At 58.6% G+C, this 15,522-nt stretch carries 13 protein-coding genes; 3 read left to right on the forward strand and 10 right to left on the reverse strand.

Annotated elements, in window-relative coordinates; genetic code table 11:
- Nucleotides 1–176 precede the first annotated feature (176 nt).
- The 7 genes from AB5Z25_RS06540 to ileS form a co-directional block, all read right to left on the reverse strand.
- A complete protein-coding gene (locus tag AB5Z25_RS06540) occupies nt 177–1,526 on the reverse strand; it encodes a replication-associated recombination protein A (RefSeq protein ID WP_368135092.1) in 1,350 nt (449 codons plus the stop codon).
- A gap of 60 nt (nt 1,527–1,586) precedes the next feature.
- Nucleotides 1,587–2,834, reverse strand: coding sequence for a deoxyguanosinetriphosphate triphosphohydrolase family protein (locus tag AB5Z25_RS06545; protein ID WP_195919164.1), 1,248 nt, complete (start codon nt 2,832–2,834; stop codon nt 1,587–1,589).
- A 31-nt stretch (nt 2,835–2,865) separates the two neighbouring features.
- A complete protein-coding gene (locus tag AB5Z25_RS06550; protein WP_195625080.1) occupies nt 2,866–3,288 on the reverse strand; it encodes a prepilin peptidase in 423 nt (140 codons plus the stop codon).
- 81 nt (nt 3,289–3,369) lie between these two features.
- Nucleotides 3,370–4,665, reverse strand: a complete 1,296-nt coding sequence (locus tag AB5Z25_RS06555) for a glycosyltransferase family 2 protein (protein ID WP_195503175.1) — start codon at nt 4,663–4,665, stop codon at nt 3,370–3,372.
- An 82-nt stretch (nt 4,666–4,747) separates the two neighbouring features.
- Complete coding sequence (locus tag AB5Z25_RS06560; protein WP_368135093.1) at nt 4,748–5,761, reverse strand: RluA family pseudouridine synthase; 1,014 nt, start codon at nt 5,759–5,761, stop codon at nt 4,748–4,750.
- A complete protein-coding gene (gene lspA, locus AB5Z25_RS06565; protein ID WP_368135094.1) occupies nt 5,761–6,288 on the reverse strand; it encodes a signal peptidase II in 528 nt (175 codons plus the stop codon). Before lspA ends, AB5Z25_RS06560 begins: the two co-directional genes overlap by 1 nt.
- A 445-nt stretch (nt 6,289–6,733) precedes the next feature.
- Nucleotides 6,734–9,511 carry an isoleucine--tRNA ligase gene (ileS, locus tag AB5Z25_RS06570; RefSeq protein ID WP_438265563.1) on the reverse strand — a complete coding sequence of 926 codons (2,778 nt, stop codon included), beginning with the start codon at nt 9,509–9,511 and terminating at the stop codon, nt 6,734–6,736.
- Nucleotides 9,512–10,021: 510 nt separating this feature from the next.
- Here ileS and AB5Z25_RS06575 point away from each other — a divergent pair.
- Complete coding sequence (locus AB5Z25_RS06575; protein ID WP_138112403.1) at nt 10,022–11,104, forward strand: iron-containing alcohol dehydrogenase family protein; 1,083 nt, start codon at nt 10,022–10,024, stop codon at nt 11,102–11,104.
- 48 nt (nt 11,105–11,152) lie between these two features.
- On the opposite strand, the gene AB5Z25_RS06580 is transcribed toward AB5Z25_RS06575, so the two are convergent.
- Together AB5Z25_RS06580 and ftsH are read right to left on the reverse strand one after the other, a co-directional pair.
- Complete coding sequence (locus AB5Z25_RS06580; protein WP_195625084.1) at nt 11,153–11,608, reverse strand: 2-thiouracil desulfurase family protein; 456 nt, start codon at nt 11,606–11,608, stop codon at nt 11,153–11,155.
- Between the two features lie 81 nt (nt 11,609–11,689).
- Entirely contained in the window at nt 11,690–13,582 is a 1,893-nt protein-coding gene (gene ftsH, locus AB5Z25_RS06585; protein WP_171021520.1) for an ATP-dependent zinc metalloprotease FtsH, read from the reverse strand.
- 92 nt (nt 13,583–13,674) lie between these two features.
- Between ftsH and AB5Z25_RS06590 the strand changes: the two genes are divergently transcribed.
- Together AB5Z25_RS06590 and AB5Z25_RS06595 are read left to right on the forward strand one after the other, a co-directional pair.
- Nucleotides 13,675–13,773: a cob(I)yrinic acid a,c-diamide adenosyltransferase gene (locus AB5Z25_RS06590; protein ID WP_230308470.1), complete on the forward strand. Its 99-nt coding sequence runs from the start codon at nt 13,675–13,677 to the stop codon at nt 13,771–13,773.
- A gap of 29 nt (nt 13,774–13,802) precedes the next feature.
- Complete coding sequence (locus AB5Z25_RS06595; protein ID WP_271733428.1) at nt 13,803–13,922, forward strand: cob(I)yrinic acid a,c-diamide adenosyltransferase; 120 nt, start codon at nt 13,803–13,805, stop codon at nt 13,920–13,922.
- A 129-nt stretch (nt 13,923–14,051) separates the two neighbouring features.
- Here AB5Z25_RS06595 and AB5Z25_RS06600 read toward each other — a convergent pair whose 3' ends face one another.
- Nucleotides 14,052–15,401 (reverse strand): MATE family efflux transporter, encoded by a 1,350-nt coding sequence (locus AB5Z25_RS06600; RefSeq protein ID WP_368135096.1) that lies wholly within the window; start codon nt 15,399–15,401, stop codon nt 14,052–14,054.
- Nucleotides 15,402–15,522 lie beyond the last annotated feature (121 nt).

The raw sequence follows: 15,522 nt of genomic DNA on the forward strand, positions 1-15,522 counted from the left end.
GGGTAAGCGCGAGCTCAGCGATGGCCCACACGCCGGCAACGGCGAGCAGCAGCAGGGCGATTTGAATGGGACTCATACAAGCCTCCCGGAAGAATCGAAATACAGACGCTTTTCATGGTACCCCAAAGGGGGCCGAACATGCCAAGAGCAGCAACGTGGGACAAAATTATCAGCAGCTACCTCGGTGCATTCCCGCTGCGGTCTCGTTCGCTTTGCTCTACGCGCCACTCTTCCCAGCCGCGCCCGGCAGGCTGCCAAAATGCACCGCGTTCCAAGCCTTCGGGCAAATAGCGCTGATCGACCCAGCCTCCGGGATAATCATGTGGATACTTATACACACCGTATTCATCGCTGCCCGGGCGATGGCGATCGCGCAGATAACTCGGCACCTCGCGAAGCCCACTAGAATGGATATCGGCCAGCGCCGCATCGATCGAAGCCTCACACGCGTTGGATTTTGGCGCCAAGCACACATAGAGTGCAGCCTGAGCCAGGTTAATGCGGCACTCGGGATAGCCAATGACCTCGGCAGACTTAAACGCGGCATGCGCCACCAAAAGCGCCTGCGGGTCGGCGTTGCCAACATCCTCAGAAGCGTGAATCATAATGCGGCGAGCGATAAACTTAGGATCCTCCCCAGCATCGATCATGCGCGCGAGCCAATAGATCGTGGCATCGGGGTCACTACCGCGCATGGACTTGATGAACGCACTGATGATGTCGTAGTGCATGTCGCCGTTTTTGTCATACGTAAAGCCGCGACGCGGGTTGGCAATCTTCACGTCATCCACGGTGATGGGATAGCGCTCCCCCGCCGCAGGCGCTGGCGTTCCCTCGGTATCGGGACGCGTGACGGCAATCTCGCTCGCAAGCTCGAGCGTCGTGAGCGCCGAGCGAGCGTCACCCGCTGCCAGCGTGCAAATGGTCTTGACCGTATCCTCATCGGCCGAGAACTTTCCGTTCAAGCCCTGTGGTGCCTCGAGCGCACGCTCAATAAGCGTGGCGATATCCTCATCCTTCAGATGTTCAAGCTCCACCACGCGCCCGCGCGACAACAGTGCCGAGTTGACCTCAAAGTACGGGTTCTCTGTCGTAGCGCCAATCATAATGACGGTACGGTTCTCAACTGCATGCAGCAGGGCATCCTGCTGCGACTTAGAGAAGCGGTGAATCTCATCGATAAATAGAATGGTGCGACGGTCGTACGTATTCAGGCGCGTCTTGGCCTCATCAATCACGCGACGCAGGTCCTTCACGGTACCCGTGACGGCGCTGACCTCGACAAACTCGCTCTTGGTATGGTTGGCGATAATGTGGGCCAGCGTCGTCTTACCCGTACCGGCCGGCCCGTACAGAATCACGCTCGAAAGCACGTCGTGCTCGATCGCGGCACGCAACCATGAGCCCTTACCGACGGCCTTTTGCTGGCCCACATACTCGTCGAGCGAATTGGGGCGCATGCGCACCGCAAGCGGCGCATTTTTAAAGGAACGCTCGCGCGTCGAGGCAGAAAAAAGGTCGTCCATAGCCATCCCGTGCATCCATCAAAATCGTTGTTCCTCAACAGTATACCGAAAATATACGAACTACCGTTCGTTAATATAGGTACGATGCGGAAACTTCAGCCCCGGGAACAGCTTGCTCGTCAGCTCACAGAAATAGCCGTCCGTCATGCTCGAAATGTAATCCACTACGGTCTGATCTTTATCATCCTGCCATGCATAGGTGCGATTGTAGTAGGAAAGCTGCCGCTCAATGCGCGAAATGTGATGCTTAAAGATATACGAAGACTCGTCGCCTTCGTTTATATCCTGCAGGCAACGGTCATAGAGCTTTTCGAACGCCTCGCGCAGCTCCGTTTCGGAGTCGCCCTCGATGCCGCCCTTGCTATAGATCTTCTCGTAGTTCTCGCGCTTAGCGCGGCGGATTTCCTCGAACAGGTCCTCGCTCATCTCGATGCGCGGCTTGCCATAGCTGTGCTCGACGATATCGATAGAGGCATGCGTGAGAATCCAGCTGTTGTATGCTCCGCCAAGCCCATCGTCAAAAGCGTCGGGTGACAGCAGGCCCGCCGCAATGGCGTCTTGGCGATCACGCCCCGCATAGGCAAGAATATCCGAGATGCGAACGACACAGCCCTCAAGCGTCATGGGGCGCAAGTGCTCAATTGCGCTATAGCCTGTGGCAATGCAATCCTCGACGGTTCGATCGAACTGGTCAAAGGAACCCATGTCCGAGAGCTCGAACACACGCTGCTCGTACTCGCCGTTGTGGCAGAGCACGCCATCGAGCGTCTGAAGCGACACGTTGCGACCGTACAGCGCATCGAGCACGCGGACCGACTGCACGTTATGGAAAAAATAACGACCCGTGCGCTCGTGATAGATATCGTTGAGGAATCGCTCGCCGGCATGGCCGAAAGGCGTGTGCCCCAAGTCGTGACCCAGACCGATCGCTTCAATCAGATCGCAGTTGAGCCCGAGGGCGCGACCGATATCGCGCGCAATGCGCGAGACGAGCTGCACGTGTAGACCACGACGCGACAAGTCGTCGTTGCTTCGAAAGCTAAAAACCTGCGTTTTGCCTGCATAACGGGTGTACGCCGGTAGATGGAGGATTTTTTCGGTATCGCGCATAAACGCCGGACGCATAAGCGTGCCTTTGTCCGCATCGCGATCGACACGACGAATGACCTGGTCGTCGTTGCAACGATACGGATTGACAGTGCCCGAAGCACGATTGGCGGCAATGCGCTCGACGAGCTCGGGCGACAACGCCGAAGGAATACGGTCCATACGCGCCTTGATGGCGGCCGTTTCTTGATTAGTTGCCATGGCATGCTCCTTAAGAACGATGCGCAATCGGTTACAGAGTGCAGCCCACGACCTCGATTATGGCAAAAATCGGCACTAAAAACGGGAGCAATGGCAGGGAGCGCGATTTTGTGAAGAGGCAGGAGAGGGCCAGGGCCAGGAGTGCGACGGCAAATGCCACGATGCCACCCATAGGGTCGAGCGTGCAAAGCGCGAAGAGTGCTTTGGCGTCCCCCATGCCAATCCCCGGGGCTTGACGAAGGCGCCGCCAGAGCGACTCAGTAAGCACAAGGGCAAGGTAGACGATGACCGCAAGACCGGCATGATCAAGTGCAGTGTTAACGCCCCTGTCGAGCCAAACGCCTGCTAACGCCGCCACGGCACATGCGCCGGCAAGCTCATTGGGAAACCGCCGCTCACGGGCATCAATCCACGCGCCGGCAAAGATGCAAATCCAAAACGGGATATAGATCATCGAAAACCTCCTTGAGCAGCTGCTCAAAAGCAAAAACCACCACAAAGGTGCCTGTCCCCTTTGCGGTGGTTTTGGTGGTGGTTATTTGGCGCCTTGCATGACCTCGTCAAGGGTAACGCTGACGGCGTGCTGCGTCGGGACCCAGTCGACCTTCAGGAACAGCGCGGCCACCGTGATGGGGATATAGCTGAACATAAAGATCGGGAAGGTAAACAGGTTAGTCACCAGACGCCACTTTTGCGCGCAGTGAATGTGCTTGTACTCAAAGATAGTCGTGAGCAGCGCCAGGATAAAGAAAGTCAGATACATCATGGCGAAGGTCATAATGAGCGAAGCGGCACAGGCCTGCATCTCGACTTCGGTAGCCAAAAAGCCGTGCGAGAGTCCACCCACGATCAGGAACGTCGCATTGGCGAGCATCGAGATGAGCGACAGCAGCATACCCGGGGCGATCGTCATGAACATGTCGTAGGCGGCAAAGCGATGGTAGCGGAAGATCGACTTGACCAGGTGCTTACCGTAAGTAAAGAACACCTGGTAGAAGCCCTTGGTCCAACGCATGCGCTGTTTCCAGGACGCCTTAAACGTCACGGGTTGTTCGTCAAAGAACTCCGCCGGCGCATAGCCAATGCGAATGCCGTGAATGGCGCAGAACGTGGTGAACTGAATGTCCTCGGTCAGCGTGTGGAACTGCCAACCGTGCATGCCCTCGATAACGCTGGCGGAGATGAGGTAGCCCGAACCCGAAACAGCGCAGGACGTCTTGCAGATATTACGCGCGTTGTTGAGGAAGCGCGCCTCGCGTAGATACCACGTGGCATTAGCAGCCGAGATCCACGAGCTGCCGAAGTTCTTGGAATTGCGATAGCTCGTGACCACATGGAAGCCCTGGTCAAAGGCATCATTCATCTTGGAAACGTAATCGCGGGAGATAACGTTATCGGCATCGAAGATAAAGTAGCCCTCAAACGTGTCGGGATACTCGTTGAGAATGCGGTCGAAGCCAAAGTCCATGACCCAGCTCTTGCCCTTGCGGGCCAGGTCATTGCGCTCGTAAACAATGGCACCGGCCTCGCGCGCGAGCTGCGCCGTGTTGTCGGTGCAGGCATCGGCGACCACGAAAACCTCGATGAGCTCGGACGGATAATCCTGGTCCTTGATGGAGCGAACGAGGTTGGCGATCACGGCCTCCTCATTATGCGCCGCGATAAAAAAGGCATAGCGATGGAGTTTTTTGGCCTTGGGAGGCGCGACCTCGCCACGAAGAGCGCCAATGACAAAGAAGACCACCTGGTACAGAAAGCAGACCGTGAGCAGCGTAACCACAATCTGGTTAAAGATCACGATGGGCGTGTTAGTTTGTAAAAAGGCGAGCATGCAGGCTCCCGAGAACGCGTTACGTAAACAACCGTATATCTTACCGCAGGCTTACCGAGTTCAAGAAACCACCTAATACCGGCTAGGCTTCGAGAAGGCCAAGCTGCGGGACGATGTCGTCGCCGGCGGCGGTGCGGCCAAGCGAGCGCGGAGCCAGATCGTCGAGAACCGCAGCGAGATCCCACGGCAACTCGTCGCGGCACTCAATGCGCTCCCCCGTCACGGGATGGTCGAACGCCACGCGCCAGGAATGAAGGAACTGCCTGGTCAGGCCCTGGTCGGCGCGCGCATCGCACTTGCCGTAGAGTGGATCGCCCACGCAGGCGTGGTTGATATGACGCATATGCACGCGAATCTGGTGCGTGCGACCGGTAAACAGATGGCACTCAACGAGCGTATAACCATCGTCAAAGCGCGTGGAATCAAAGCGCTCGAGGACTTTAAAGGTCGTAATGGCCTGACGGGCAAAGGGGTCGCCCGAAACCGCCATCTTGACGCGGTCGCGCGTAGAACGGGCGATACCGGTATTGATGGTGCCCTCGTCCATGGCGATGTGCCCGTGGACAAGCGTGATATAGCGGCGGTCGAGCGTACGCGTGCGAATGAGATTTTGAAGCGCGCGCTGGGTGTCGTCGTCTTTTGCCGCGAGCATAAGGCCCGAGGTATCGCGATCCAGGCGATGCACGATGCCGGGGCGGTCCTCACCCTGCACGGTACCAAGATGATCGATACCGCAGTGGTAGACCAAGGCGTTCGCAAGCGTGCCGCTCTCGTGGCCGCGGGCGGGATGGCACACCAGGCCACGCTGCTTGGAGAGCACAATGAGATAGTCGTCCTCATAGCGAATGTCGAGCGGGATGGCCTCGGGAATCACATCGGTGGGATCGTGCGGCTCGGGCAAATCGACCGAAATACGGTCGCCGGCTCGCACGGCGTGCTTTTTAGACAGGCAGGTCTCGCCATTGACACATACGGCACCGCCCTCAATCAGATGCGCGCAGGCAGAGCGCGTGGGGCAGCCGTCATTGGAGCCCAGATAGGCGTCAAGACGCTGACCAGCGGCATCGTCGGCAACAAGGATATGGATGTCGGCCATTAGCGCTCATTCCTTTCGCGAATCTTGCGGGCACGCTCCCCACGCTGCTGGGCCTTGCGCTTAGCGCGGGCCTCGTCACGGGCGTTAAGCTCGGCGGTCGCATCGACCTCACGGGCAGCGGGGCTCAAGAACATGTAACCGAAGAGGGCGAGCACGACGCCCAAGGTAATGCCGATATCGGCCACATTAAAGACGGGGAAGTCGACGAAGGTGGTGGCAATAAAATCGGTCACGAAGCCAAAGGCCAAACGATCGATAGCGTTGCCGATAGCACCGCCCGCAACCATCGCCATGCCCACAACCTCAAGATGGCCAAGCTGGGGTGCACGAACGAGGTACACGGCAATAGCGATAATGACCGCCAACGCCAGCACGGCAAACGCGATGCCATGCCCCTCGCCCATACTAAAGGCAGCACCGATATTGCGGACAAACATAAAGTCGATGACACCGGGGATGACAGTCACATGCAAAGCTTCGCCCACGGCACGAACCGCAAGCTTGGTCAGCTGGTCAACAAGCAGCACAACGAGCGCCACCCCACCAGCAACACCCAACCGCCAACGCAAAGGCGGCGTCATTTCCCCAGCACGACCCAAACCAATCCCCTACCCTCAAGAACATCGAATTACGTTTAATACAAAGAACTATCTTATATTGCCATACGCAGAACGCACGACATATCCACCAACGCAAGCGAAATAACCAGCTAAAAACGAAAGCGACATTCCGAATAACGGAATGTCGCTTAATAGCTTTCGACTAAAAACGCAAGTCGAAAGAAAGCCTCTAGCTCCAGCAATGGAAACGCCGCGTTATCGTCACCAACAGCGAAAACGTCCCTAAGCGAGCAAGGTGACGTGAAAGAGGAGGGAAGCGTACTTTGGTACGCGACCGACGATTGAACGTCAGATTGCCGCTTAGGGGCGTTTGCAGCGTAGGTAGGTTACGGCGTTCTACGAACGCCGTAACCTACAAAGCATCGGCGCAGCGCTTGCAAATATGAGCGTGGCCGTTGTACTCGCCGACGGTGGTGCGGTAGTTCCAGCAACGGTCGCAGCACTCGCCCTCGGCAGCATCAATGCAGACGGAAAGCTCTTCGCCCTGGGTCAGCTCAACATCGGAGACGATGTAGAACTCGGCCAGGTCGACCGCTTTGTCACCAGTCAGCAGCGCGTACATCTCGGCGGGAACGACCGCCTTGACGCGAACCTGCTGGCTCTTGGTGAAGGTGCCGGCAGAACGGGCATCCTCAAGGGCCTTGGTCACGGCGCTACGGAGCTCAAGAGAAGCCTCGAGCACGCCCTCGAACTCATTGGCCTCGTCGACCGTGATGGGCGACTTGTACCAATCGAGCAGCGCGGCGTACTTCTGGTGATCGACGCAGCCAGCGGGCGCATATGCCATGGCCTCGTCAACCGTGTAGGACAGGATCGGCTGCAGGTCGCGCATGAGCATCGAGAAGAGCTCGGCCAGCACGGTCTGGGCGCTGCGACGCTCGAGCGAGCCGGGCTTGTCGCAGTACAGACGGTCCTTCAGGGCGTCGAGGTACACGTTGGAGAGCTCGGTAACCACGAAGTCATAAAGCGCACGGTAGGCGCGCGGGAACTCGTAGCTGGCGTAGGCGTCGTCGACCTCGGCCTGAACCTGAGTCAGGCGGGCAACCATGAGCTTGTCGAGCGGCAGCAGGTCGGCAAAGGCGACGCCGTCGGTCTCGGGCTCAAACTGACCCTCGAGCTCGGAGAGCAGGAAGCGCAGCGTGTTGCGGAAACGACGGTAGGCATCGGACGTACGAGCAAGGATCTCGTGGTCGATGGACACGTCGGAGCTGGTATCGACGGATGCAACCCACAGACGGATGATGTCAGCGCCCATCTCGTCGCAGACCTTATTGGGGTCGATGACGTTGCCGAGCGACTTGGACATCTTACGGCCCTGGCCGTCGAGGGTGAAGCCCTGCGAGACAACCGCCTTGTACGGAGCGTGGCCGTTGGCGCCCACCGAGGTGAGCAGCGAGCTTTGGAACCAACCGCGGTGCTGGTCGGAGCCCTCGAGGTACACATCAGCCGGATACTCCAGCTCGGGACGGTACTCGCAGACGGCCTTCCAAGAGACGCCGGAATCCCACCACACGTCGAGGATGTCCTTATCGGCCTTGAGGTGATGGCCGCCGCACTTGGGGCAGACGCAGGCCTCGCCCAGGTAGCTCTCGGGAGCGTCGGTGAACCAGGCGTCGGAGCCCTTCTCGTGGAAGAGCTTGATGACGGCGTCGAGCGTGGCGTCGTTCATGACCTTCTCACCGCAGTCGGCGCAAGTGTAGCTGGGGATAGGCACGCCCCAGTTGCGCTGACGGCTGATGCACCAGTCGGGACGCTGCTCGACCATGGCGCGGATGCGGTTGGCCGCGTGGGCCGGATACCACTTAACGTTCTCGCGGACCTCTTTGCCAGCCTGCTCGCGCAAGCCGGTCTTGTCCATCGAGACAAACCACTGGTCGGTAGCACGGAAGAGCACCGGGTGCTTGCAGCGCCAGCAGTGCGGATAGCTGTGCGTGATCTTCTTCTCGAGGACCAGGGTGCCGCGCTCGCGCAGGAACTCGATGATGTGCGGGTTGGCCTCGTCGGTATCCATGCCGCTGAAGGGGCCGCCGGTGCCAAACTCCTCGCCGGTGTAGAACTTGCCGTCGTCATCGACCGGCATGCAAATGTCGGTGATGCCCTCCTTGAGGCAGGCGAAGTAGTCGTCGACGCCGTGACCGGGCGAGTTGTGGACGATACCGGTACCGTCATCGACACCGACGTAATCGGCCAACAGTGCCACGCCCTCAACACCGTCAAAGATCGGCTGCTTATAGTGAATGTGATGGAAGGTCTCGGCGGGAACCACATAGGGCTTGCCGTCGACCACAACCGGGGTGTACTCCCAGCCAAACTCCTCGCAGCACTTGGGAGCCAGGTCCTCGAGCATGACCTCGGCGCGGCCGTCGTGCTCAACGGCGACGTAGGCGGCACCGGGCTTGAGAGAAACTGCCTGGTCGGAGGGGATGGTCCACGGCGTGGTCGTCCAGATGATAAAGTCAACCGGGCCGTCGAAGTTCTCGAGGCCGACGGGCTTGGAGGTCATCTCAAAGCGCACGAAGATGGACGGGCTCGTCTCGTCGGAGTACTCAATCTCGGCCTCAGCAAGTGCGGTATGGCAGTGCTTGCACCAGTGGACGGGCTTGTGACCGCGATAGATCATGCCCTTGTCGAACATGGCCTTGAAAACCTCGATGTCGGCGGCGTCATGCTGGTGATAGAGCGTCAGATAGGGGTTGTCCCAATCGCCGAGCACGCCCAGGCGACGGAAGCCGGCCTTCTGCAGCTCGATGTTCTCGACAGCGAACTTATTGCAAAGCTCACGGATCTTAGCCGTGGAGGTCTGGTTGAACTTCTCGGTGCCGAGCTTCTCCTCGACCTTATGCTCGATCGGCTGGCCATGGCAGTCCCAACCGGGAACATAGGGAACCTCATAGCCCTGCATCATCCAGTAGCGGTTGATCATGTCCTTGGAGATCTTGTTCATGGCGTGGCCGATGTGGATCGGGCCGTTGGCGTACGGAGGGCCGTCGTGCAGCACGAACTTCTTGTGACCCTCGTTCTTCTTCAGAACCTGCTCGTAGACCTTGTTGTCCTGCCAGTCCTTGAGTCGCTTGGGCTCGAACTTGGAAAGACCGGCACGCATGGGAAAACCGGTTTTGGGCAGATTCATCGTCTGCTTGTACTCGTTTGCCACGGTACCCCTTTCATGTCGTGGGCGCGCACGCCCGTTGGGCACCAAAAAAGCGCCCGTCCCTACAAGCTGGGACGAAGCGCCACAAAACGAGCTGTACGCCCGCAAAAGCTCTTCGCTTAACCACCCAGCTTAGATGCCCTCGCCCGCGTAATCGCGCGCTCGCATCCGTTACTCGGCTGGCCTGTATCGACGACCATCTCGGCGATATCTACTAAGATGTGCCTGTGCGGCACATCCGTTGGGACCGCAGCTCCGGGGTGATTTTCATCGGTCGCATGCACGGGTTCTCAGCGCTCCCCGCTCTCTGTGGCATGCGGACGGCCGACTACTCGTCCCCATCAACGCTTATGCGGAGTATGCTAGCACGTTCCGCGCCGGCGAAAAACCCTCAACACTGGTTTCATACGTAAGAAATTTCTCGTGGTCGTTAGCCTTCTCTAGGAGCAAAATACCTGAAAGCACTTTAACTAACGAAAGAAGGCTGCCATGCGCACAATCGGAATGAGCGACTACACCGTCGGCGAGGATTGCTTTACCGAGCTGCCCGCCGCACTGGCGGAGTACGGCGCGAAGAAAGTCGCCATCATTGGTGGCAAGCGAGCCCTAGCTGCGGCGCTGCCGGGCATCGAGGCGGCGCTTGAAGGTACCGACGTCGAGATTCTGGAGACGCGCGTCTACGGCACCAACAGTACGCGCGCCAATATCGCCAAGGTCGTGAACTCCCCCGCTTGCCAGCAGGCAGACGTGCTTATCGCCTGTGGCGGCGGCAAGGCACTCGACACCGTCAAGACAGCGGCAATCGAGCTCAAGAAGATTGTCTTTACGGTGCCGACGATTTGCTCTAACTGTTCCGCCGCGACCGCCATTGCCGTCGTCTACAACGACGATGGATCGCTCGAGGGCTATTCGTACCCCAACCGACCGGCGCACATCTTCATCAATCCCAAGATCATCGCCGAGGCTCCGGCGGAGTACTTCTGGGCCGGCGTGGGCGACGCCCTGTCCAAGCAGCCCGAAGTCGAGTACGCCACGAGCGCCGGCGACCTGGAGCACACCGCCGGCCTTGGCCTGGCTCTTGCCCACACCTGTTCCGAGCCGCTGTTTACCTACGGTGTTCAGGGTCTTGAGGACGTTCGTCAGAATCTGTCGAGCGAGGCCGTCAAGCAGATTGCGCTCGACATCGTGGTCAACACGGGCTATGTCTCGAACCTGACCAACCAGAACGATTACTACTACAACTCGAGCGTGGCGCACGCGTTCTACAACGCCACCTGCAGCATTCCGCGTGAGGGCACCTACCTGCACGGCGAAGTCGTAAGCCTGGGCGTGCTGGTGTTGTTCGCCTACACGGGCGACACCGAGAACCTTAAGCGCTATGCTGACTTCAACAAGCAGATGGGGCTGCCCGTAACGCTTGAGCAGGTCGGGCTTTCCGAGACCGATATCCCTGCCCTGTGCGAGCACGCGCACGCCACCAACGAGTGGAAGCAAGGCAACCCGGAGCCCTTCACCGACGAAAAATTCGCCGCCGCCATCAAGGCCGCCAACGCCTACGGCCACACGCTCTAGACCCAGGCCAAAACCACCACAAGGGAGCAGCACCTTTGTGGTGGTTTTTTATTGCTCCAGCATGCTGGGGTCGAACTCGCTAGCCGGGATCACGCGATAACCGTGGCGGAGCAGTAAATCAACGAAGACGCCGTTGCCCGCCGTGAGGGTGCCACTGAATGTTCCGTCGTAGATGAGGCTCGCGCCGCACGAGGGACTACGGTCCTGCAGGATGCACGCGGCGATCTCTTCCGGCCCACCCGCCTGCTCGCACATGTCGAGCGCACGTTGGGCGCCTAGGCGAAATTCCAGGTCAACGGACACGCCCTCGCAGGTACAGACCTCGCCGTTCACAATCTCGGACGGCTTGCGCGGCGTGGGCAGGCCCCCAAAGACCTCAGGGCACACCAAGAGGACCTCGGTCCCTGTACGCTCGCAGGCCTCGACCAACTCGCGATGATAGTTGTCGAGCCCATTATACTTGCAGCTCTCGCCCATCAAGCAGGCGCTCACCACGATCTTCATTTCCATCCCTCTCAAGCAAAACGCCCCATTTGAGAAAGCTGCTCAAATGGGGCGTCGGCGTTTACTGGCTCGGCCGCGGCTTTACTGCTGCTTGGGCATCAGCGGATTCTCGCGCGTGAGGAGGTTCATGAACTCCTCGCCCGTGATGGTCTCCTTCTTATACAGATAACGAGCCAGCTCGTGGAGCTTAAACTTGTTCTCCTTCAGAATCTGCAAAGCGCGGTCGTGCGCATCCTCGATCAGCTTGGCGACAATCGCGTCCACGCGCTCGGCCGTACCGGGGGCGCAGGTGAGCGACGTGTCCTGATTGAGATACGCGTTCTGCACGGTACCGAGCGCCATCATGCCAAACTCGTCGGACATACCAAAGCGCGTCACCATATTACGGGCGAGCTTGGTGGCCTGCTCGATGTCGTTGGCGGCGCCGGTCGTCATCTCTCCAAAGATGAGCTCCTCGGCTGCGCGGCCACCGCAATAGACAGCGAGCTTGTCCAAGACCTCCTGGCGCGTCGTCAGGAAGCGCTCGTCCTCCTCGACCTGCATGGTATAACCAAGAGCACCGCTCGTGCGCGGCACGATGGTGATCTTCGTGACCGGCGCAGAGCCCTTCTGGCGAGCGGCAACGATGGCATGGCCGATCTCGTGATAAGAAACGACCTGCTTCTCGTGGTCGGACAGCACCGTGGACTTACGCTGTTGGCCGGCAATGACGACCTCCACCGACTCCTCGAAGTCGTCCTGGGTTGCACGCTTGCGACCCTCGCGAACGGCGCGCAGGGCGCCCTCGTTGATGATATTGGCCAGGTCGGCGCCCGAGGCACCGGGCGTGGCGCGGGCAATCGCGGTCAGGTCGATCGGCGGCTCGGTCTTCACGCTCTTAGCATGCAGCTCGAGGATGTTCTTGCGGCCGGTCAGATCGGGCAGCTCGACGGGGATGCGGCGGTCAAAACGACCGGGGCGCAGTAGAGCGGGATCGAGACTGTCGGGGCGGTTGGTTGCGGCAAGGACAACGATACCCTTGTGGTTATCGAAGCCATCCATCTCGGTCAGCAACTGATTGAGCGTCTGCTCGCGCTCGTCGTTGCCGCTAAAGCCGCCGCCATCGCGCTTCTTACCGATGGTATCGATCTCATCGATAAAGACGATACACGGTGCCTTTTCCTTGGCCTGCTTAAACAGGTCACGAACCTTAGCAGCGCCGCGACCGACAAACATCTCAACGAACTCAGAGCCCGAAATGCTAAAGAACGGAACACCGGCCTCGCCGGCAACAGCCTTGGCAAGCAGGGTCTTACCGGTACCCGGAGGGCCAACAAGGAGAGCACCACGCGGCAGCTTGGCGCCGATCTCCTCGTAGCGCTGCGGCTTCTCCAGAAAGTCGACGACCTCCTTGAGAGACTCCTTGGCCTCTTCCTGACCGGCGACGTCCTTAAAGGTCACGCCCACGTCCTTGGAGGCGATCACGCGCGCGCCGGACTTACCCAGTCCGCCGCCGCCAAAACCGCCGCCGCCAAAGTTCATCGACGGGCCGTCATCGCCCATAGCCTTCTTCATGCGGCGGTTGAGCCACCAGCCGATCAGGAAGAAAATCGCCATGGGAAGGATAAGGGTGAGCAGGTAGTAGGTCATCAAACCCGAGTTTTTATCGGGAACGACCGACTCCAGCGAAGCGCCAGACTCAAGCACGCGATCGGTAAAGCCCGCGTCATTCGGCACACCGGTCGTCTTGTAGGCGATGTTCTCGTCCTCGCCCTTCTTGGTGTAATAAATCGAGTAATCGTCCGTGTTGTACTCGACCTTGTCGACGCTCTTCTTATCGAGCGCTTTGACAAACGTCGAGTAATCGGTCTTCGTAATCTGCTGCGTGTGACCGATGTTGGGGAACAGAACGGTCGAGAGCACGAGGTAGACGACGAAGGCGATGAGCACGTAGAGAATCATATTCCGTCTACGTTTGTTGTCATCCATCTCCATCTGCTTGAACTCCATCTACTGGGGTTGATAATGCTTTCTAGAATACCCAACCCGGACGGCGATAAACCGACGCCGGGCACGAAAGGACAGAGATGGCATCACTGGAAGTCGGCAAGGTTCAGATCTATACGGGCGACGGCAAGGGCAAGACGAAGGCTGCTTTGGGGCGCGAGAGGATGTCGAGGAACTGATTGCGATAAAGCCCGCCACCACGGAACTCGTGCTCACCGGCCGCGGGCTGCTGCCGTTGGCCGACCTCGCGGACTTAGTCACCGAAATGCGTCCCATCAAACACTACTTCGACGAAGGCCTCCTAGCCCGCCAAGGCATCGAATACTAATTGATTCGTTTTCCGCCAACACCTACAGCTCATAAGGAAGTTGCGGTGGAATAGTACTTGTTTGACGGTCCGCAAGGGCTTTTCAGGAACTATTTCACCGCAACTTATCAGGGGTATCTGACGGATGAGCTAGGCGGTGGCGCGACCTAGCCAGTTGCCGCTGTGGTGGTAGATGGTGAACATGGTTGCGGTGATGAGCCAGGTTACGGGGTAGACCAGCAGTAGATGCTCGAGCGACGGATCGAAGGGCATGATCGCAAACACCCAGATCACCCTCAAGACAACGGTGCCAAAGATGGTGAGCATCATAGGCTGCAGACTCACGCCGGCGCCGCGGATGAAACCCGAGGCGTTCTCGATAATCGAGAAAATCGCATAGAACGGCGCAATGAAATGGAGGATGGTCGTGGTGTACGCCGAAATCGAAGCATCGTCGACAAACAAACACGACAGCGGGCCCGAGAACACCAGCAGCACGGCAGACAGGCCACCAATGAGCATAAACGACAGCACGAGCGACGTATGGTAGCCCTTGCGCATGCGCTCGTAGTTGCGCGCGCCAAAGTTCTGCGCCGAGAACGTAGTGATCGATACGCCGAGCGCCTCGGTCACCATCCAGATAATGCCATCCAGGCGCCCAGATAGACCCCAAGCAGTCGTGACATCGGCGCCAAACGAATTAACCGACACCTGGATCAGCACGTTCGAGATCGAATAGGCAGCCGATTGAAAACCGAGTGGCAGACCACACGAGATCATACTCTTGCAAATACCGCGATCGATACCGAGCTTAGACAGCGAAAGACGCCATGCACCCAGAGCGCGCATCATGCGCAACACGATCATCGTTGCATTGGAGCAAATGGTCAGCGCCACTGCGATGCCGCAGCCCAGCGCCTCCATATGCAACACAGCGACAAAGATGATATCCAGCACCACGTTAACAAGGCAGCCAGAGGCAATGATCACGGCGGGCCCGCGCGTGTCGCCCACGGCACGCAGCAGTGCGGTTCCCATATTCAGCAGCAGTGCCGCAACCATCGCGGCAAAATAACAGCGAGCATAGGCCACACCCTCGGCCAATAGTTCATGCGGCGTGTTCATAAGTACCAGCATGGGCTCAACGAACACTATGCCAAGAATCGAGAAAACGATACCGCCCACCAGCGCAAGGGTCATGGCCGTATGGACCGATCGACTCAGGCGCTCGTCATCGTGCTGACCAAAATACTGACCGGTAATAACGGCACAGCCAGCACCCACGCCGACACAAAAACCAATGCAGAGCTCCGTAAGCACCATCGTGGCCTGAATGCCACCCAGCGCGAGCTTACCGCCAAACTGACCGACGATATAGGTACCGATAAGCGTGTATGCCTGCTGAAAGAACGAACTAAAGAAGATGGGGACGCACAGCGACAGCAGCTGCTGCCAAATGACACCCTGCGTTACATCGATAGCCGTAGATTTCTTAGCCACACGCCCTCCCCACAAGCGTTCGTCAAACAACAAAACATCAATTGAACGGCAAAGCCACTATCAGCTTAACACCGACCGAAGGCAGCGGAAAACAACCCTGGTGGCAAAGCTCGAGAGCACC

The organism is Collinsella aerofaciens (assembly GCF_040910325.1).
GTDB classification, from domain to species: Bacteria; Actinomycetota; Coriobacteriia; order Coriobacteriales; family Coriobacteriaceae; genus Collinsella; species Collinsella aerofaciens_BL.